19 protein-coding genes are annotated in these 16,235 nt (G+C 72.8%); 6 read left to right on the forward strand and 13 right to left on the reverse strand.

Translation table 11 applies throughout. The features are described 5' to 3' along the window. Positions 1-338: 338 nt before the first annotated feature. The 3 genes from groL to ACWC5C_RS12890 all read right to left on the reverse strand — a co-directional run bounded on the left by groL (position 339) and on the right by ACWC5C_RS12890 (position 3,685). Positions 339-1,964, reverse strand: a complete 1,626-nt coding sequence (gene groL / locus ACWC5C_RS12880) for a chaperonin GroEL (protein ID WP_450875467.1) — start codon at positions 1,962-1,964, stop codon at positions 339-341. Between the two features lie 140 nt (positions 1,965-2,104). Next, positions 2,105-2,413, reverse strand: a complete 309-nt coding sequence (gene groES, locus ACWC5C_RS12885; RefSeq protein WP_009715799.1) for a co-chaperone GroES — start codon at positions 2,411-2,413, stop codon at positions 2,105-2,107. A 219-nt stretch (positions 2,414-2,632) separates the two neighbouring features. Then, positions 2,633-3,685 (reverse strand): polysaccharide deacetylase family protein, encoded by a 1,053-nt coding sequence (locus tag ACWC5C_RS12890; RefSeq protein WP_450875468.1) that lies wholly within the window; start codon positions 3,683-3,685, stop codon positions 2,633-2,635. A 59-nt stretch (positions 3,686-3,744) separates the two neighbouring features. On the opposite strand from ACWC5C_RS12890, the gene ACWC5C_RS12895 reads away from it, so the two are divergent. Further along, entirely contained in the window at positions 3,745-4,926 is a 1,182-nt protein-coding gene (locus ACWC5C_RS12895) for a THUMP-like domain-containing protein (protein ID WP_450875469.1), read from the forward strand. Here ACWC5C_RS12895 and ACWC5C_RS12900 read toward each other — a convergent pair. Then, positions 4,923-5,384, reverse strand: a complete 462-nt coding sequence (locus ACWC5C_RS12900; RefSeq protein WP_450875470.1) for an ATP-binding protein — start codon at positions 5,382-5,384, stop codon at positions 4,923-4,925. The two genes, ACWC5C_RS12895 and ACWC5C_RS12900, sit on opposite strands and share 4 nt — an antisense overlap. Positions 5,385-5,542: 158 nt before the next feature. On the opposite strand from ACWC5C_RS12900, the gene ACWC5C_RS12905 reads away from it, so the two are divergent. From ACWC5C_RS12905 to ACWC5C_RS12915, 3 genes are all read left to right on the forward strand, one after another. Beyond that, the gene (locus ACWC5C_RS12905) at positions 5,543-6,394 is read left to right on the forward strand and encodes a Scr1 family TA system antitoxin-like transcriptional regulator (RefSeq protein ID WP_450875471.1); all 852 of its coding nucleotides are present in this window, start codon (positions 5,543-5,545) and stop codon (positions 6,392-6,394) included. 10 nt (positions 6,395-6,404) lie between these two features. Then, on the forward strand, positions 6,405-6,608 hold the full coding sequence (locus tag ACWC5C_RS12910; protein ID WP_450875472.1) for a DUF397 domain-containing protein: 204 nt from the start codon (positions 6,405-6,407) through the stop codon (positions 6,606-6,608). Between the two features lie 172 nt (positions 6,609-6,780). Further along, the gene (locus ACWC5C_RS12915; protein WP_450875473.1) at positions 6,781-7,068 is read left to right on the forward strand and encodes a hypothetical protein; all 288 of its coding nucleotides are present in this window, start codon (positions 6,781-6,783) and stop codon (positions 7,066-7,068) included. Positions 7,069-7,081: 13 nt separating this feature from the next. On the opposite strand, the gene ACWC5C_RS12920 is transcribed toward ACWC5C_RS12915, so the two are convergent. The 5 genes from ACWC5C_RS12920 to tsaB all read right to left on the reverse strand — a co-directional run bounded on the left by ACWC5C_RS12920 (position 7,082) and on the right by tsaB (position 10,702). Then, positions 7,082-7,699, reverse strand: coding sequence for a hypothetical protein (locus ACWC5C_RS12920; protein WP_450875474.1), 618 nt, complete (start codon positions 7,697-7,699; stop codon positions 7,082-7,084). A gap of 412 nt (positions 7,700-8,111) precedes the next feature. After that, positions 8,112-8,366: a hypothetical protein gene (locus ACWC5C_RS12925; protein ID WP_450875475.1), complete on the reverse strand. Its 255-nt coding sequence runs from the start codon at positions 8,364-8,366 to the stop codon at positions 8,112-8,114. After that, positions 8,363-9,493 carry a tRNA (adenosine(37)-N6)-threonylcarbamoyltransferase complex transferase subunit TsaD gene (gene tsaD / locus ACWC5C_RS12930; protein ID WP_450875476.1) on the reverse strand — a complete coding sequence of 377 codons (1,131 nt, stop codon included), beginning with the start codon at positions 9,491-9,493 and terminating at the stop codon, positions 8,363-8,365. The genes ACWC5C_RS12925 and tsaD overlap by 4 nt, the downstream gene beginning before the upstream one ends. After that, a complete protein-coding gene (gene rimI / locus ACWC5C_RS12935) occupies positions 9,486-9,992 on the reverse strand; it encodes a ribosomal protein S18-alanine N-acetyltransferase (protein WP_450875560.1) in 507 nt (168 codons plus the stop codon). The genes tsaD and rimI overlap by 8 nt, the downstream gene beginning before the upstream one ends. A gap of 35 nt (positions 9,993-10,027) precedes the next feature. Continuing rightward, positions 10,028-10,702, reverse strand: a complete 675-nt coding sequence (tsaB, locus tag ACWC5C_RS12940; RefSeq protein ID WP_450875477.1) for a tRNA (adenosine(37)-N6)-threonylcarbamoyltransferase complex dimerization subunit type 1 TsaB — start codon at positions 10,700-10,702, stop codon at positions 10,028-10,030. Between the two features lie 142 nt (positions 10,703-10,844). Between tsaB and ACWC5C_RS12945 the strand changes: the two genes are divergently transcribed. After that, positions 10,845-11,405, forward strand: a complete 561-nt coding sequence (locus ACWC5C_RS12945; RefSeq protein WP_450875478.1) for a hypothetical protein — start codon at positions 10,845-10,847, stop codon at positions 11,403-11,405. A gap of 23 nt (positions 11,406-11,428) precedes the next feature. On the opposite strand, the gene ACWC5C_RS12950 is transcribed toward ACWC5C_RS12945, so the two are convergent. The 4 genes from ACWC5C_RS12950 to alr form a co-directional block, all read right to left on the reverse strand. Continuing rightward, a complete protein-coding gene (locus ACWC5C_RS12950; protein WP_385446596.1) occupies positions 11,429-11,614 on the reverse strand; it encodes a hypothetical protein in 186 nt (61 codons plus the stop codon). 164 nt (positions 11,615-11,778) lie between these two features. Beyond that, positions 11,779-12,273, reverse strand: a complete 495-nt coding sequence (gene tsaE / locus ACWC5C_RS12955; protein ID WP_450875479.1) for a tRNA (adenosine(37)-N6)-threonylcarbamoyltransferase complex ATPase subunit type 1 TsaE — start codon at positions 12,271-12,273, stop codon at positions 11,779-11,781. Positions 12,274-12,315: 42 nt separating this feature from the next. Beyond that, the gene (locus tag ACWC5C_RS12960) at positions 12,316-13,539 is read right to left on the reverse strand and encodes an alpha/beta fold hydrolase (RefSeq protein ID WP_450875480.1); all 1,224 of its coding nucleotides are present in this window, start codon (positions 13,537-13,539) and stop codon (positions 12,316-12,318) included. Between the two features lie 2 nt (positions 13,540-13,541). Then, positions 13,542-14,696, reverse strand: coding sequence for an alanine racemase (alr, locus tag ACWC5C_RS12965; RefSeq protein WP_450875481.1), 1,155 nt, complete (start codon positions 14,694-14,696; stop codon positions 13,542-13,544). A gap of 97 nt (positions 14,697-14,793) precedes the next feature. Between alr and ACWC5C_RS12970 the strand changes: the two genes are divergently transcribed. Next, positions 14,794-16,233 carry an NAD(P)H-hydrate dehydratase gene (locus tag ACWC5C_RS12970; RefSeq protein WP_450875482.1) on the forward strand — a complete coding sequence of 480 codons (1,440 nt, stop codon included), beginning with the start codon at positions 14,794-14,796 and terminating at the stop codon, positions 16,231-16,233. Positions 16,234-16,235: the final 2 nt, after the last annotated feature.

The raw sequence follows: 16,235 nt of genomic DNA on the forward strand, positions 1-16,235 counted from the left end.
AGGCGCGAGCACGCAGGTCCGGGGCGCGACCCCGCGAAGTGCCGGGGCACCCGACCGCGAAACAGCCGGGCGCGAGCACGCGAGACGGCGGAGCGCACCGCCGCCGGGGCGCGCGAGGCCCCGGGACGCGCCTCCGGGGGCGGCATCACCGCGAGGCGCGCTACCGCGCGAAGGCGCAGGCCGCACCACCGCACGAGACTGGGAGCCGCACCACCGCGCCAGGCCGTGGTCCGCACCACCGCGCCAAGGCCGCAGGCCGCGCTACCGCGCGAAGGCGCGGCCACCCCGTTTGGGGTGGCCGCGCCTTCGCGTGCGCTGTGCGCTAGCTACGCGTCGCGTCAGTGCGCGTGGCCGTGGCCGTGGCCACCGGCGTCGGCCTCTTCCTCGGCCGGCTTCTCGACCACCAGGGTCTCGGTGGTGAGCAGCAGCGAGGCGATGGAGGCGGCGTTCTCCAGCGCGGAGCGGGTGACCTTGACCGGGTCGATGACGCCGGCCTTCACCAGGTCGCCGTACTCCTCGGTCGCGGCGTTGTAGCCGTGGCCCTTCTCCAGCTCGGAGACCTTCGAGGTGATGACGTAGCCCTCGAGGCCCGCGTTCTCGGCGATCCAGCGCAGCGGCTCGACGACGGCGCGGCGGACGACGGCGACACCGGTGGCCTCGTCGCCCTCCTTGCCGAGGCCGCCTTCCAGCACCTTGGCGGCGTGGACCAGAGCGGAGCCACCACCGGAGACGATGCCCTCCTCGACCGCGGCGCGGGTCGCGGAGATGGCGTCCTCCAGACGGTGCTTCTTCTCCTTGAGCTCGACCTCGGTGGCCGCGCCCACGCGGATCACGCACACGCCACCGGCCAGCTTCGCGAGGCGCTCCTGGAGCTTCTCGCGGTCCCAGTCGGAGTCCGTGGACTCGATCTCGGCCTTGATCTGGTTGATGCGACCGGCCACGTCGTCGCTGTTGCCGCCGCCGTCGACGATGGTGGTGTCGTCCTTGGTGACGGTCACGCGGCGGGCGGTGCCCAGCACGTCCAGACCGGCCTGGTCGAGCTTGAGGCCGACCTCCTCGGCGATGACGGTGGCGCCGGTGAGGGTCGCGATGTCGCCGAGCATGGCCTTGCGGCGGTCACCGAAGCCGGGGGCCTTCACGGCGACGGCGTTGAAGGTGCCGCGGATCTTGTTGACGACGAGGGTGGAGAGGGCCTCGCCCTCGACGTCCTCGGCGATGATCAGCAGCGGCTTGCTGGCGCCGGCCTGGATGACCTTCTCCAGCAGCGGCAGCAGGTCCTGGATGGAGCCGATCTTGCCCTGGTGGATCAGGATGTACGGGTCGTCGAGGACGGCCTCCATACGCTCCTGGTCGGTCACCATGTACGGCGAGAGGTAGCCCTTGTCGAAGGACATGCCCTCGGTGAAGTCCAGCTCCAGGCCGAAGGTGTTGGACTCCTCGACGGTGATGACACCGTCCTTGCCGACCTTGTCCATCGCCTCGGCGATCAGCTCGCCGACCTGCTTGTCCTGGGCGGACAGACCGGCGACGGCGGCGATGTCGGACTTGGAGTCGATCGGGCTGGCGGTGGCCAGCAGGTCCTCGGAGATCGCCTTGACGGCGGCGTCGATGCCCTTCTTCAGGGCGGCCGGGGAGGCACCGGCGGCCACATTGCGCAGGCCCTCGCGGACCAGCGCCTGGGCCAGCACGGTGGCGGTGGTGGTGCCGTCACCCGCGATGTCGTTGGTCTTGGTCGCCACCTCCTTGACGAGCTGGGCGCCAAGGTTCTCGTACGGGTCCTCGACCTCGACCTCGCGGGCGATCGTGACACCGTCGTTGGTGATGGTCGGAGCACCGAACTTCTTGTCGATGACGACGTTGCGGCCGCGGGGGCCGATCGTCACCTTGACGGTGTCCGCAAGCTTGTTGACGCCGCGCTCAAGGGCGCGACGGGCGTCCTCGTCGAACTTCAGGATCTTCGCCATGGTTGCGTATGTCCTCTCCTTGCGATCCTCGGCCGCCGTACGGAGGCAGCCGCCGTCGCGTCAAAAAAACGAACCGCGCCCCGACCCCGGGTATCTGTGACACGGGCACCGGGGCGCGGCTCATAGGCAAACTTCGGTGATTACTTCTCGACGATCGCGAGGACGTCGCGAGCCGAGAGGACGAGGTACTCCTCGCCGCTGTACTTCACCTCGGTGCCGCCGTACTTGCTGTAGAGCACGACGTCGCCGACGGAGACGTCGAGCGGAAGCCGCTTGCCGTCCTCGAAACGGCCCGGACCGACGGCCAGGACGACGCCCTCCTGGGGCTTCTCCTTGGCGGTGTCCGGGATGACCAGGCCGGAGGCCGTGGTCTGCTCGGCCTCGACGGCCTGGACCACGATGCGGTCCTCAAGCGGCTTGATGGCAACCTTGGAGCTGGCGGTCGTCACGATCCGACCTCCCCCTTCGGAGATCTCACGGGGTTAACTGTCTGAGGTGGCGACCAGGTGGATCCGTCGTCGCGGGTGCCGGACCTGCCCGTCGCTGTGTTTGGCACTCAGCGGTGCCGAGTGCCAGCCCTGACATTATGACGCGGTTAGCACTCCGTCAACCAGAGTGCCAAGCGCGGTGGCGGCGGACCGCTCGGGTGGCCCCCGGGGAACCCGCTCTCAGACGTAGTCCTCCAGCCGCGCCACGGTGAATCCCTGCGCCTGGATCTCCCGCAGCAGCGCGGTGATCATGTCGGTCATGGTGTGCCCGCCGAGCTGCTCCGGGCCGCGGAAGTGCGCGAGGACGATGTCCCCCGGCTGGAGCCCTTCGCCGGACCGGTAGACCAGCCCCTTTGCCTCCATCTCGGCGCGCCACAGCACCACGGGACCCAGCCCGCAGTCCGCCGCCGCGCGCAGGGTGGTCTCGTCGTACTCCCCGTAGGGCGGGCGGAAGAGGCGCGGCAGGACGCCGAGCCGGTGCCTGAGCTTCTCCTGCTGGCCGCAGATCTCCGCGACCTGGGTGCCGTAGTCCTGACCGGCCAGGCTGGGGTGGGTGAGGGTGTGGTTGCCGACGCCGCCGCCGAGCCGGTGCAGCTCGCCGAAGTAGTCGTAGCGGCCGTCGACCGCCTCGTCCGTCAGGAACTCGGTGAACGGCACCCTCAGGTCCCGTACTTGGTCGATGAAGCGCGGGTCCTTCTCCAGTCCGTCGTCGATCGTCAGGAAAACCACCCGATCGGTGGTCGCCACCTGACGGATGACCGGCGGCAGCCCCGGCGGCTGCTCCTCGTCCGGCACCAGCGGCGGTTTGACGGCGGGCGGGCGCGGCGGCGGGTCCAGCGGCCGGTCGAGCCCCCAGCGGTGGTACGCGCCGGGGGCGATCCCCGGCGCCGGGCGCGGCGAGGCCGGGACCGAGCCGGGCGGCGGCGGTGACGGCGGAGGCGGCGCGTCGTCGGCGGCGGGGTGCGAGGGCGCGCGCACCGGCGCGGATGCGCCCTGGAGCGCGGCCCCGGGGGGCGCGGACACGGCGGGCGCGGACCCGGCGGGCGACCCCGCTACGGAGCGCGGAGCGGCCGCGCCCGACGGCTGCCGCGAACCGGCCGTCTCCTCACCCGCCCCGGCCGGTGGCGCGGGAGCGGCGAGGGGTCCGCAGCCGACGAGCAGAACCGCCGTGGCGGCGAGAACCAGACACCTGGAAAGATCAGCCTTGATCATCATCACAAAAGCGATCTTCATCTCTTCGGTGCACGAATGCCCGACACGCGCGTGCGGATGCGCTCCCCGGAGCGGGGAGAATGGGCCATGTGGACGTTGACGCCTTCGACTCACTGCTCGGCGACGAGGGGCAGGCGCTGCTCTCCGCGCTCCGGGACTACGACCCGGCGCGGGAGCTGGCCACCGCGACCCGGCTGCGCCGCGACCATCCGGCCGCCCTGGTCTCGGCGGCCCTGACCCAGGCGCACCTGCGCCAGCGGGCGGTCGCCAAGTTCGGGGCCGAGGACGCCCACCGCATGTACTTCACGCCCGACGGCGTCGAGCAGGCGACCCGTACCTCCGTCGCCGCCTACCGCGCCGACCGGCTGGCCGGATTCGGCGTGCGCGACGTGGCCGATCTGTGCTGCGGCATCGGCGGCGACGCGATCGCGATGGCGCGGGCCGGGCTCGCCGTGCTGGCCGTCGACCGCGATCCGCTGACCTGTGCGGTCGCCCGCGCCAACGCCGACGCGCTGGGCCTGTCGCGGCTGATCGAGGTGCGCTGCGCCGATGTCACCGAGGTCGACACCTCGTCATATGACGCGGTGTTCGTGGACCCCGCCCGGCGCGGCGGCCGGGGCCGGGTGTTCGACCCCGAGGCGTACTCCCCGCCACTGTCCTGGGCCATCGAGGCCGCCCGTACGACCCCGCGCGCCGCCCTCAAGATCGCGCCCGGGGTGCCGCACGAGGCGGTGCCGGAGGACGCGGAGGCCGAGTGGATCTCGGACCAGGGGAACGTGAAGGAGGCCGTGCTGTGGTTCGGCACCGCCCGCCCCGGCATGCGCCGCGCCACGCTGCTGCCCTCCGGCCACTCCCTGCTCGGCTCCCAGCTCCCGGACCCCGAGCCGGGCCCGGTCGGCCGCTGGCTGTACGAACCGGACGGCGCCGTCATCCGCGCCCACCTGGTGGCGGACGTGGCGGCCCGGATCGGCGGCCGTCTCATCGACCCGACGATCGCCTACATCACCACGGACGAGCTGCGCCCGACGCCGTACGCCACCGCGTACGAGATCACCGATGTGCTGCCGTTCAACCTGAAGAAGCTCAGGGCGCTGCTGCGGGAGCGCGGGGTCGGCGTCGCGACGATCAAGAAGCGCGGCTCGGCCATCGAGCCGGAGCAGCTGCGCAAGAAGCTGCGGCTGGAGGGCGGCAACGCCTGCACGATCCTCCTCACCCGCTCGGCAGGCGCCCCCACGATGCTCCTGGGGCACCCGGCGCCCTAGCTCTTCTCCTCCCCGTGGAGTTCGAACCAGACGCCCTTCGCGTACACCCCCGACGGGTCCGTGTCCGCCGTCCCCCAGGCGTCGGCGAGGGCGGCGACCAGGCCGAGCCCGCGCCCGTGGAGGCGGTCGCCCTCGGGGAGGCGTGCGGCGGTGGGGAGTTGGGCGGAGGCGTCGTAGACGAGGACGCGGTAGCGGGGCGGCTCGATCACCACACGCAGGGTCAGGGAGTCGCCCTCGGCGTGCAGAAAGGCGTTGGTGGCCAGCTCGGAGGTGCACAGCGTCGCCACCTCGACCAGGTCCTCCTGCCCCACGGCGCCCAGCACGACGGCGACGAAGTCCCGGCAGACCTTGGCGGAGGTGGCGTGCCGCGTGTTCTGGAGCGTGTAGACGTACGGGTCCTGGGAGGGAGCGGGCGGGCGACGTGGTGGCCGGTCGTCGGACTCGTAGTCGGACTCCATGGGTCAACTCCCTGCGAACGGGCCTATATCGCGCGTACCGTTACAGCGATCAACGCGCAGTAGCGGCGACGCCACCCAAGGTAGGGCAGTGGTGCAAACAACTACTACGGTCCCGTTGAATTTCGCCGACAATTACTCCTTGAGGGTTACGGAGGGCCATGCCACCCAGAAGCGTCCCGACCGCGCGTCAAGTCCGGCTCGGAACTGAACTGAGGAGGATGCGCGAGGGCGCCGGGCTCAGCATCCAGGAGGCCGCCGACCGGCTGGGCATCAACCGCACCCACATCACCAACCTGGAGCTGGCCCGCTTCGGCGTGAGCGAGGAGCGGGTGCGGACCCTCGCCGCGATCTACACCTGCCCCGACCACGGTTACGTCGACGCGCTCGTCTCCATGACCCGCGAGCGTAAGGGCGGTTGGTGGGAGGAGTACCGGGGCCATATCGCCACCGGCGGTCTCGACCTCGCCGAGCTGGAGTACTACGCGACCAGCCTGCGCGTGGTCGAGCTGATGTTTCTGCCGGGCCTGCTGCAGACCGAGGAATACGCGCGGGCCGTGCTCGACGAGGCGGTTCCGGCCTGGTCGCCGCCCGAGCTGAGGCGCAGGCTGTCCCACCGTATGAAGCGCCGGGACATCCTCGACCGGGACGATCCTCCGCCGTGCACCTTCATCATCCACGAGGCCTGTCTGCGGCTGCGGTTCGGCGGGCCGCAGCTCATGCGCCGACAACTGGACAGCCTGCTGGAGGCCTCAACACGGGAGAATGTCACCGTGCGGGTCATCCCCTTCGAAGCGGGCGGTTTCCCGGTCTCCGGGGTATCGATGACCTACGCCTCGGGCCCGGTGCCACAGCTGGATACGGTGCAGCTCGACGCCGCGCACGGCCCCATGTTCGTGGACGCCGAGACCCAGCTGACCAATTACCGGGCGGTGCTGGCCCGGACGATGAAAGTGACCCTCCCCCAGAAGGAGTCACGTGACATGATCCACGGCATCGCCCAACACCTCTGAAGGCAAGGAAATGTCTCAGATCACCTGGCAGAAGTCCTCCTACTCCACACAGGGGGACGGCAACTCCTGCATAGAGCTCGCCTCCATAGGCCCCGACGCCATCGCCCTCCGCGAAAGCGACGATCCCGGCATCGTGATGACCACCACCCCGGCGAAGCTGCGGCCCCTCCTCCACGCCATCAAGGCGGGCGAGTTCGACCACCTCGCGAGGTAGTCCTCCGGACCGGCTCCGGTCATGGCACGATCATCCCGCTGATGGTCCGGACCGGAAGGTGGCAGGGGCATGGAACATGAGTGACGAGAAGCGGCCCGTATCCGATCGGGCTGTATCCGATCGGGCTGTATCCGATCGGGCTGTATCCGATCGGGCTGTATCCGATCAAGAAATGTCCGATCTCCTGCAGGATCTGGAGGAGATGCTGCGCTACCTGGAGGAGACGGTCCAAGGCCTCGACCGGTTGGCGAAGACGGTCGGCGACGACTGGAAGGGCCCAGCGGCGACCGCGCACAAGAAGCTCCAGCGGGACGCCTACCGGGACGCGGTGCGGATCCGGCAGATGCTGCTGCACGTCGAGGACGCGACGAAGCGGCGCGGCGAGAGCCTGGGCGAGCGATATCTGGAGCTGCTGCACCGCTTCCAGTCGATGCAGCGCTCGTCGGACGCGTCCGGCTGACCCCTGGCGCCCCTCAGCCCTCACCGTCGTCGGGGCTGAGTTCGCGGTTGACGAGACGGTAGTAGCCGATCGCCTTGACGAGGCCCAGACCGCCCGCCACCGCGAAGACGACGGCGATCCCCATCGCCACCCCGAACGTCTCCGCGCCGAGGTCCGACATGGCCGTGGACGCCCCCAGCACCAGCCCGAGGCAGCACAGCACCAGCGACGGCAGCAGCCACAGCAGCGCGCTGCCCGACACCCGCCAGTGCGGCAGCGTCTGCGGATCGCGCCCCAGCTCCGCCCAGTCCCGCAGCCGCGCGCCGACGAACACGTCCCGCCGGATCCCCGAGACCAGCCCCAGGCTGGACGGGACGGTGGCGCCCAGCGCCAGCCCGAGGAAGATCACGCCGAGGATGTGCTCGACGATCTGCCCGGTCACCAGGAACTGGAACCCCGACACCGCCAGCGTCCACCCCAGCGCGAACACCAGCGTCAGCAGCCACAGCAGCAACGCCCGGTGCGGCGCCATGTACCACCGCGCCAGCGTCCCCATGGCCCGCGCCCGGTCGGCCAGCAGCCCGGCCCGGTCGGGCCACGGCTGCAGATCCGGGGCGGGCGGGGGCGGGGGCAACGCGTCGGGCAGGGTCATGGAAGGCAGTCTCTCAGCTCCGGCGGAGCCGTGAACTTCATTCCTCCCTGGCTGGCAGGAACCGCGCTCCCGCCGAGGGTCACGCCCTCCAGTACTTCGCCACCGCCTGCGCGTACGCCACCCGGCGGTCGACCCCGCCGCCCCGGACCCGGAACCGCCCCCGCGCGGACTCGGTCATGGCCGCCCTTCCGAAGCGCGCGCCCCGCCGTTTCCACGAAGTCCGCAGCGGAGCGTCGAGCGCGGCGGCAGGCGCAGTTCGGCCAGCGGCTCATGGTCGGGGGTGAGCACGGCGAGGCGACGATCGCCGTTCCGGACGACCACGGCGAGCGGCGCGGCCCCGGCGGGGTCGGCGGCGATGGTGAAGCGCGGCTCGCACCCCTCGGGAAGGGGCGGGCCGTCCCGGCTGGTCGCGCTACCCGACCGACTCGAAGCGCCACCGGTGGACGGCCCGGCGCACCAGGTCCGGGCCCGGCTCGGGGAGTTCGGGGAGGTCCGGGGTGTCGTACGTGCCATCCCACCACGTGATCACGAGGACCCGGTCCTCGGGGGCGCGGAAGGTCTCGCGGCGCAGGGGTGCCGGGTCGAGGGGCTGCTCGGCGGTCCAGGCGAGCAGGTCCTCGCCCCGGCCCTCGACCGCGCGGGCTTCCCACATCAGGGCGACGGTCATGCGTACAGGTTCTTCCTGCTCAACTCGTGGACGTGGTCGTGGGAGTGCGAGTGGGAGTGGGTGTGGTCGTGCGAATGCCCGGTGGGGTCCGGGACGTGGGGGTCCGTCACCGGGAGGGAGGAGTCGGCCGACAGGTCCCAGGCCGAGGCGGACCGGCCGCGCGCGACCATCTCCGCGCCGAGGGCGGCGACCATCGCGCCGTTGTCCGTGCACAGCTTGGGGCGCGGCACGCGCAGCGTGATGCCCGCGTCCTCGCAGCGGCGCTCGGCCATGGCCCGCAGCCGGGAGTTGGCGGCGACGCCGCCGCCGATCATCAGGTGGTCGACGCCCTCGTCCTTGCAGGCGCGGACGGCCTTACGGGTCAGCACGTCGGCCACCGCCTCCTGGAAGGAGGCCGAGACGTCGGCGACCGGGACCTCCTCGCCCGCCGACCGCTTGGCCTCGATCCAGCGGGCGACGGCCGTCTTGAGGCCCGAGAAGGAGAAGTCGTACGCGGCGTCGCGCGGGCCGGTCAGCCCGCGCGGGAAGGCGATCGCGTCGGGGTCGCCGTCGCGGGCGATGCGGTCGATGACGGGGCCGCCGGGGAAGCCGAGGTTCAGCACCCGGGCGATCTTGTCGAACGCCTCGCCCGCCGCGTCGTCGATGGTCGAGCCCAGCGGCCGTACGTCCGTGGTGATGTCGGGCGCGAGCAGCAGCGACGAATGGCCGCCGCTGACCAGCAGCGCCATGGTCGGCTCGGGCAGCGCGCCGTGTTCGAGCTGGTCGACACAGATGTGGGAGGCGAGGTGGTTGACGCCGTACAGCGGCTTGCCGAGGGCGTACGCGTACGCCTTGGCCGCCGAGACGCCGACGAGCAGGGCGCCCGCGAGGCCGGGACCGGCGGTAACGGCGATGCCGTCGAGGTCGGAGGCGGCGACTCCGGCGTCCTTCAGGGCGCGCTGGATGGTCGGGACCATCGCCTCCAGGTGGGCGCGGCTGGCGACCTCGGGGACGACGCCGCCGAAGCGGGCGTGTTCGTCGACGCTGGAGGCGATCGCGTCCGCGAGCAGGGTGTGGCCGCGCACGATCCCGACGCCGGTCTCGTCGCAGGAGGTCTCGATGCCGAGGACGAGCGGTTCGTCAGCCATGGGTCTTCGTTCCTTGTACGGATGTTCCTGGATCGGATGAGGGGGTCGCGACGGTCGTCGCCGGGCCGGTCAGCCGCATGACCAGGGCGTCGACGTTGCCGGGCTGGTAGTAGCCCTTGCGGATGCCGATGGGCTCGAAGCCGAAGCGCTCGTAGAGGCGCTGGGCGCGGGCGTTGTCGACCCGCACTTCGAGGAGCACCTCACGGCATTCGAAGGCGGTGGCGGCGCCCAGCAGATCGGTGAGGAGGCGGGCGCCGAGGCCGGTGCCCCAGTGGTCGCGGGCGGTGGCGATGGTCTGGACGTCGCCGGTGCGGTCGAAGACGGCCAGCCCGGCGTAGCCGACTATGCGGCCATCGGTCTCCGCGACCGTGTAGTGGCGGGTGGCGGCGCCGCCGCGGGCGTGCGCCAGCTCGGACCAGAACATCCCCTGCGACCAGGCGTCCTCGGGGAACAGGTTCTCTTCGAGCGCCAGCACCCGGTCGATGTCCCACCAGCGCATCTCGCGCAGCGCGACGCCTTCGTGAGCGGTGTCCGTCACTGGGGGGTGACCACCTTGTAGTTGGCGGGCACCTTGGCGTCGGGGCGGCGCAGATAGAGCGGCCGGTCGGGCAGCAGTTCCTCGCCGCGCGCCAGCTTCTCGGCGGCGAGCGAGGCCAGCGCGCCCGCCGACTGGTGCTCGGGCATGCCGTCGGGGACGTGCGCGAAGGCGTCCGGGTAGAGCAGCGCGCCCGCACCGACGGCCGGGAGCCCGGCCAGCCCGGGGCGTTCGGCGAGGTCGGCGGGGTGGTCGACGGCGGGCTCGGTGACCCGGGTGCGCGGGTCGTCGTACCGCGCCCAGTACACCTCCTTGCGGCGGGCGTCGGTGGCCACCACGAAGGGGCCGGTGAGCCCGGCCGCCCCGGCGGCGTACGCGATCCCGTCCAGCGTGCACAGCCCGTGCACGGGCACGTCCAGCGCGGCCCCGAAGGTGGCCGCCGTGACCAGCCCGACCCGCAGCCCGGTGTACGGGCCCGGGCCGACGCCGACGACGATGTCGGTCACGGCCGCCAGCTTCACGCCCGCCGTCTCCAGGGTCCGGTGGACGGCGGGCAGCAGCAGCTCGCCGTGGCGCCGGGCGTCGACCTCGGCGGTCTCGGCGAGGACTTCGGCGCCGTCGTGGAGAGCGACGGTGACGGCGGGGGTGGCGGTATCAAGCGCGAGCAACAGCACGAGGACTAGCCTACGGCGCTCCGGGAGGCGGTCACGGCGGAGCGGTCGCGGTGGACCGGTTGCCGCCGTCCACCGGTGCTACCGTCGGAGGAAGTGCGTACGGGCGGTAAGCACGTACTGACCGCAGGAGAGGGTGGCCACCGTGCCAAGGAGCAGCACCGGGCCCGCCGTGGCCGTTCTGACCGCCGCCGCGCTGGGCGTCGTCGGCTTCCTCGGCTTCCAGGCCAAGGCCACCGCCCCCGACCACCGCACCCAGGAGCGCAGCAGCTCGCACGCGAACGACTCCAAGGGCAAGACGAAGGACAAGGCCGAGAAGGAGTCCACCGCGCTGCCCACGGGCTCGGGGACGGGCGTGCGCGTCGTCTACTCCCTGGGCAAGAGCCGGGTGTGGCTGGTCGGCGCCGACGGCAAGGCCTCCCGCACGTATCCGGTGGGCGCCAGCTCGGCGAGCCCCGCCCCGGGTTCGTACCAGGTCACCTCCCGCAACCCGAGCGGTGTCGGCTCGGACGGGGTCCAGGTGGAGCACGTCGTGGTGTTTCACCAGGACGAGGGAGTGACGTTCGGTTTCAGTGCGGCCATGGACGGGGGCATGCCCGACCCGCAGGCCAAGAAGAAGACGGGTGCGGTGCGGGAGTCCCGGGCGGACGGCGCCGCGCTGTGGGAGTTCGCGCAGCCGGGCACGAAGGTCGTCGTGCTCGCGTAACCCCTGTTGATGACGGGCGCGGGCTACGCCGCGTCGCGCTCCGGCTCGTCGGTGGCGCGCCGGTGCGCCTCCGTCTCGGCGGGGACCTCGGCCGGTGGTGGCGTGGAGACGGCGTTCGCCGCCGCACAGGCCGCCAGCAGATCCCTCATCGACGGTGTCCGGCCGTCGCGCCGGGGGTCGTCCAGGGCTGTGGGCTCTTGGGCCGACATGGATGCCTCCTGAGGGTCCTGGGGGGCAGGAGGTTAGGTACGCCTAACCGCGCTTCCACTACCATGTGACCACGCCCGATGCCCAGAGCGCAACATCATGCCGACGGCCTGTCGGAAACGTTCCCCGAATCTCCGCAACGAGTCATCCCGGGCCCGCCCCTGGCTCATCCCGCCAGGGACGCCAGGTCCTCGTCCGCCCAGCGCGGCCCCACGCCGGTCACGGCGACACCCCGGACGTCGCTCTCCACGGCGTCCGCCCCGACCGTCCGCTCGATGACCACGTGCAGCCGGTCCTCGGACAGCTCCTCGACCTTGCCCTCGCCCCACTCCACCGCGATCACCGAATCCGGCAGCGAGACGTCCAGGTCCAGGTCCTCCATCTCATCCAGGCCGCCGCCCAGCCGGTAGGCGTCGACGTGGACCAGCGGCGGGCCGTCGGACAGGGAGGGGTGGACGCGGGCGATCACGAAGGTGGGGGAGGTGACCGCGCCCCGGACGCCCAGGCCCTCGCCCAGGCCCCGGGTCAGCGTGGTCTTGCCCGCGCCCAGCTCCCCGGTGAGGAGCACCAGGTCGCCGGGGCGCAGCAGTGCGGCGAGCCGGCGGCCCAGGTCCCGCATCTGCTCGGGCGAGGTGACGGTCATGCGCGTGCCTACGTCCATACCGGCGATGGTACGGGCCCCGAGAACGCGGCCCGTGCCGCCTCAGCCCCTGGCCGAACGGCGGCTCGCGCCGTCCCCCGGAACGCCCCCGGCGCCGCCCACCACCTGGGTCAGCAGCTCGGCCAGATGACCGTTGACCACCTCGGGGTGCTCCAGGATCACCAGATGGCCGCCGTCCTCGACGACGACCAGCTCCGCGCCGGGCAGCAGCTCCGCGATGGCCTCGCTGTGTTCCATCGGCGTGATCAGGTCCTTGTCCCCGGCCAGCACCAGCACCGGCACCCCGTCGAAGGACGGCAGCGCCTCCGCCTTGTCGTGGGCGATGAACGCCGGGTAGAACTCGGCGACCACATCGATCGGCGTCGCCTCGATCAGCCGCTCCGCGAACCGGGCCACCCCCGGGTCCACGTCCTTCGTCCCGAACGAATAGCGCTTGATCAGCCCCGCGAAGAGGTCCGCGGTCGCCCGGCGGCCCCGCTCCACCAGCTCCACCTGCCAGCCGAGCGCCTTGAGCAGCCCCGGCAGCACCCGCCGCACCGCGTTCATCCCGACCACCGGGAGGCCGAAGCTGACCTCGCCGAGCCGCCCGGCAGAGGTGCCGACGAAGGCCGCGCCGATCACCCGGTCCCGGATCAGCTCGGGGTACTGGGCGGCCAGCGCCATCATCGTCATACCGCCCATGGAGTGGCCGACCAGCACCAGCGGCCCCTCGGGCGCGGCCGCGTCGATCACGGCCTTCAGATCGCGGCCGAGCTGGTCGATGTCGACCTGGGTGCCGTTCGTCTGGGCGCAGCCGCGCTGGGAGCGGCCGTGGCAGCGCTGGTCCCAGTAGACGGTGCGGACCACATCGCGCAGCGCGGCCCGCTGGAAGTGCCAGGAGTCCTGGGCGAGGCAGTAGCCGTGGCTGAAGACCACGGTCACGGGAGCTACGGGCGCCCGGCGCGCGAACCGGCGCTTGCGGCGCGGCGGCGCGACCGGTTCACGTATCTCCTCGACCTCGTAGTACAGCTCCGTGCCGTCATCCGCGACCGCCCGGCCGGGGGTGCCGCGCAGGGTGCCGTACGGGCCCTCCGCGTCCAGCGCGAGGCGCGCCTTGCGCCGTACGCCGCGGCCGACCGTCAGCCGCTCCAGGGCGACGCCCATGGCCGCGCCCGCCGCGACCACGCCGATCGCTGCTCCCGCGAATCCGGCGCCCCGGCGCCAGCCCACGGCCGTGGCCCCCGCCGCGACCTTCGCCGCCGTCTCCACCGTGCTGTCCTCGCCCATGGTCAGATCCCTGTGCCCCCGAGGTCACCTACATAAACGCGGGGAACCCGGGCGCTGATCCGGGTGACGATCTCATACGCGATCGACCCCACGGCCCGCGCCCAGTCCTCCGCGGTCGGCTCCCCGCGGTCGCCGGGGCCGAACAGCACCGCCTCGTCCCCCGGCTCCGCGCTGTCGCCGCCGAGGTCGACCACGAACTGATCCATGGCCACGGTGCCCGCGATGGTCCGCCACTTCCCCGCGACCAGCACCGGCCCTGTGCCCGAGGCGTGCCGCGGAATCCCGTCACCGTAGCCGAGCGGCACCAGCGCGAGGGTGGTCTCCCCCGGGGTGACGTACCGGTGCCCGTACGAGACGCCATGGCCGCCCGGCACCCGCTTCACCGCGGCCAGCGAAGCCTTCAGCGTCATCACCGGGCGCAGCCCGAAGTCGGCGGGCACGCCCAGCTCCGGGCTCGGCGAGATCCCGTACAGGGCGATTCCGGTCCGTACCAGGTCGAAATGCGACTCGGGGAGGGTCAGGGTCGCCGGGGAGTTCGCCAGATGGCGCACCTCCGGGCGCAGCCCCGCCCGCTCCGCCTGGTCCAGCATCTCGCGGAAGACGGTCAGCTGGGCGGCGATCGACGGGTGGCCCGGCTCGTCCGCGCACGCGAAGTGCGACCACAGCCCGGTCACCTTCGCCGCGCCCTCCGCCTCGGCGGCCCGGGCCTCGGCGATGAGGTCGGGCCAGTCGGCGGGCGGGCAGCCGTTGCGGCCGAGCCCGGTGTCGGCCTTGAGCTGGACGCGCGCGACGCGCCCGCAGGCGCGCGCCGCCGCGACGGCCTCGCGCAGCGCCCACGCCCCGCTGGCCGACACGTCGATGTCCGCCTCGATCGCCTGCCGCCACGGCCCGCCGGGCGTCCACAGCCAGCACATCAGGCGGCCCTGGTCGCCCGCCGCGCGCAGCGCGAGGGCCTCCTCGGGCGTGGCCGTGCCCAGCCAGCCCGCGCCCGCCGCACGGGCGGCGCGCGCGCACGGGACCGCGCCGTGGCCATAGCCGTCCGACTTGACCACGGCCATCAGCTCGGCGGTGGGCGCCGCTTCGCGCAGCGCCCTCACGTTGTCCCGCAATGCGGTCAGATCGACCACGGCGCGGGCGCGCATCGGTGTCTCGTCCATCTCCGTCAGTGTCTCAGGGTCCGTGTCCCAATCCGATCCACAGACCGGAATGTGTGCTTCCAAGCCAGGAGTGCCCTCCGTTCGGGAGACTATGGCCATGAGGATCGCCTACAGCGTCGAGACCGTGCGGGCCGCTGAACAGGACCTGATGGCGCGGCTGCCCGAAGGAACACTGATGCAGCGCGCCGCGGCCGGGCTCGCCGCCGCCTGCGCCGACCTGCTGCACCGCGTCTACGGGGCCCGCGTCGCCCTGCTGACCGGCAGCGGCGACAACGGCGGCGACGCGCTCTACGCCGGTGCCCGGCTCGCCCGGCGCGGCGCCGGGGTCACCGCCGTGCTGCTCGCCCCCGACCGCGCCCACCCCGGCGGCCTGCGCGCCCTGCGCGCGGCGGGCGGCCGCGTGGTGACCGCCGCGTCCGGTGAGGCCGCCCTCGCGCGCGCCGATCTCGTCCTCGACGGCATCGTGGGAATCGGCGGCAAGGGCGGCCTGAGGGAGGAGGCCGAGCGGCTGCTCGCGCACGTCCGCTGCCCGATCGTCGCCGTCGACCTCCCCAGCGGCGTCGACGCCGACACGGGCGAGGTGCGGGGGGCCGCGGTGCGCGCCGACGCCACCGTCACCTTCGGTACGTACAAGCCCGGCCTGCTCATCGACCCCGCCCACGAGCACGCGGGCGCCCTCCGCCTGGTCGACATCGGCCTCACCCCGTACCTCCCGGCCGCCCCGGACGCGGAAGCCCTCCAGCACGACGACGTGGCCGCCCTCCTCCCCCGCCCCACCGCCGAGAGCGACAAGTACCGGCGCGGCGTCGTCGGCGTCGTCGCGGGCTCCGCCCGCTACCCGGGCGCCGCGGTCCTCGCCGTCGCGGGCGCCCTGCGGGGCGGCGCCGGTGCCGTACGGTACGTCGGCCCGGGCGCCGACACCGTCATCGCGCGCTTCCCCGAAACCCTCGTCCACACCGGCCCCCCGGCCAAGGCGGGCCGCGTCCAGTCCTGGGTCGTCGGCCCCGGCCTCGGCGACGGCGCCGCCGCCCGGCACTCCCTGGACGACGTCCTCGGCTCCGACATCCCCGTCCTCGTCGACGCCGACGGCCTCCACCTCCTCCCCTCCGGCGGCCTCCACGGCCGCACCGCCGCCACCGTCCTCACCCCGCACGCGGGCGAGGCGGCCGCGCTGCTCGGGGTGAGCCGCGTGGAGGTCGAGTCCGGGCGGCTGGCCGCCGTACGGGCCCTGGCCGACAAGTACGGCGCCACCGTGCTGCTCAAGGGCTCCACCACCCTGATCACCTCCCCCGGCCACCCGGTGCGCGTCAACCCCACCGGCACCGGCTGGCTCGCCACCGCGGGCAGCGGCGACGTCCTCTCCGGCCTCACCGGCTCCCTCCTCGCCACCGGCCTCCCGGCCCGCGACGCCGCCTCGGTCGGCGCCTACCTCCACGGCCTGGCCGCCCGCCGCACCACGGCCCCGGCGGGCGCGCCGATCGCGGCGTACGACGTGGCAGCGGCGGTCCCGGACGCGTGGCGGGACGTGCTGGGCTGAGG

It is taken from the genome of Streptomyces sp. NPDC001700 (genome assembly GCF_053596435.1).

Excerpts from the sequence above, each read along its gene's own strand:
- groL (WP_450875467.1), bottom strand. The coding sequence starts at position 1,964 with ATGGCGAAGATCCTGAAGTTCGACGAGGACGCCCGTCGCGCCCTTGAG.
- ACWC5C_RS12890 (WP_450875468.1), bottom strand. The coding sequence starts at position 3,685 with ATGAAGATCGCTTTTGTGATGATGATCAAGGCTGATCTTTCCAGGTGT.
- ACWC5C_RS12895 (WP_450875469.1), top strand. The coding sequence starts at position 3,745 with ATGGGCCATGTGGACGTTGACGCCTTCGACTCACTGCTCGGCGACGAG.
- ACWC5C_RS12900 (WP_450875470.1), bottom strand. The coding sequence starts at position 5,384 with ATGGAGTCCGACTACGAGTCCGACGACCGGCCACCACGTCGCCCGCCC.
- ACWC5C_RS12905 (WP_450875471.1), top strand. The coding sequence starts at position 5,543 with ATGCCACCCAGAAGCGTCCCGACCGCGCGTCAAGTCCGGCTCGGAACT.
- ACWC5C_RS12910 (WP_450875472.1), top strand. The coding sequence starts at position 6,405 with ATGTCTCAGATCACCTGGCAGAAGTCCTCCTACTCCACACAGGGGGAC.
- ACWC5C_RS12915 (WP_450875473.1), top strand. The coding sequence starts at position 6,781 with ATGTCCGATCTCCTGCAGGATCTGGAGGAGATGCTGCGCTACCTGGAG.
- ACWC5C_RS12920 (WP_450875474.1), bottom strand. The coding sequence starts at position 7,699 with ATGACCCTGCCCGACGCGTTGCCCCCGCCCCCGCCCGCCCCGGATCTG.
- ACWC5C_RS12925 (WP_450875475.1), bottom strand. The coding sequence starts at position 8,366 with ATGACCGTCGCCCTGATGTGGGAAGCCCGCGCGGTCGAGGGCCGGGGC.
- tsaD (WP_450875476.1), bottom strand. The coding sequence starts at position 9,493 with ATGGCTGACGAACCGCTCGTCCTCGGCATCGAGACCTCCTGCGACGAG.
- rimI (WP_450875560.1), bottom strand. The coding sequence starts at position 9,992 with ATGCGCTGGTGGGACATCGACCGGGTGCTGGCGCTCGAAGAGAACCTG.
- ACWC5C_RS12950 (WP_385446596.1), bottom strand. The coding sequence starts at position 11,614 with ATGTCGGCCCAAGAGCCCACAGCCCTGGACGACCCCCGGCGCGACGGC.
- tsaE (WP_450875479.1), bottom strand. The coding sequence starts at position 12,273 with ATGGACGTAGGCACGCGCATGACCGTCACCTCGCCCGAGCAGATGCGG.
- ACWC5C_RS12960 (WP_450875480.1), bottom strand. The coding sequence starts at position 13,539 with ATGGGCGAGGACAGCACGGTGGAGACGGCGGCGAAGGTCGCGGCGGGG.
- alr (WP_450875481.1), bottom strand. The coding sequence starts at position 14,696 with ATGGACGAGACACCGATGCGCGCCCGCGCCGTGGTCGATCTGACCGCA.
- ACWC5C_RS12970 (WP_450875482.1), top strand. The coding sequence starts at position 14,794 with ATGAGGATCGCCTACAGCGTCGAGACCGTGCGGGCCGCTGAACAGGAC.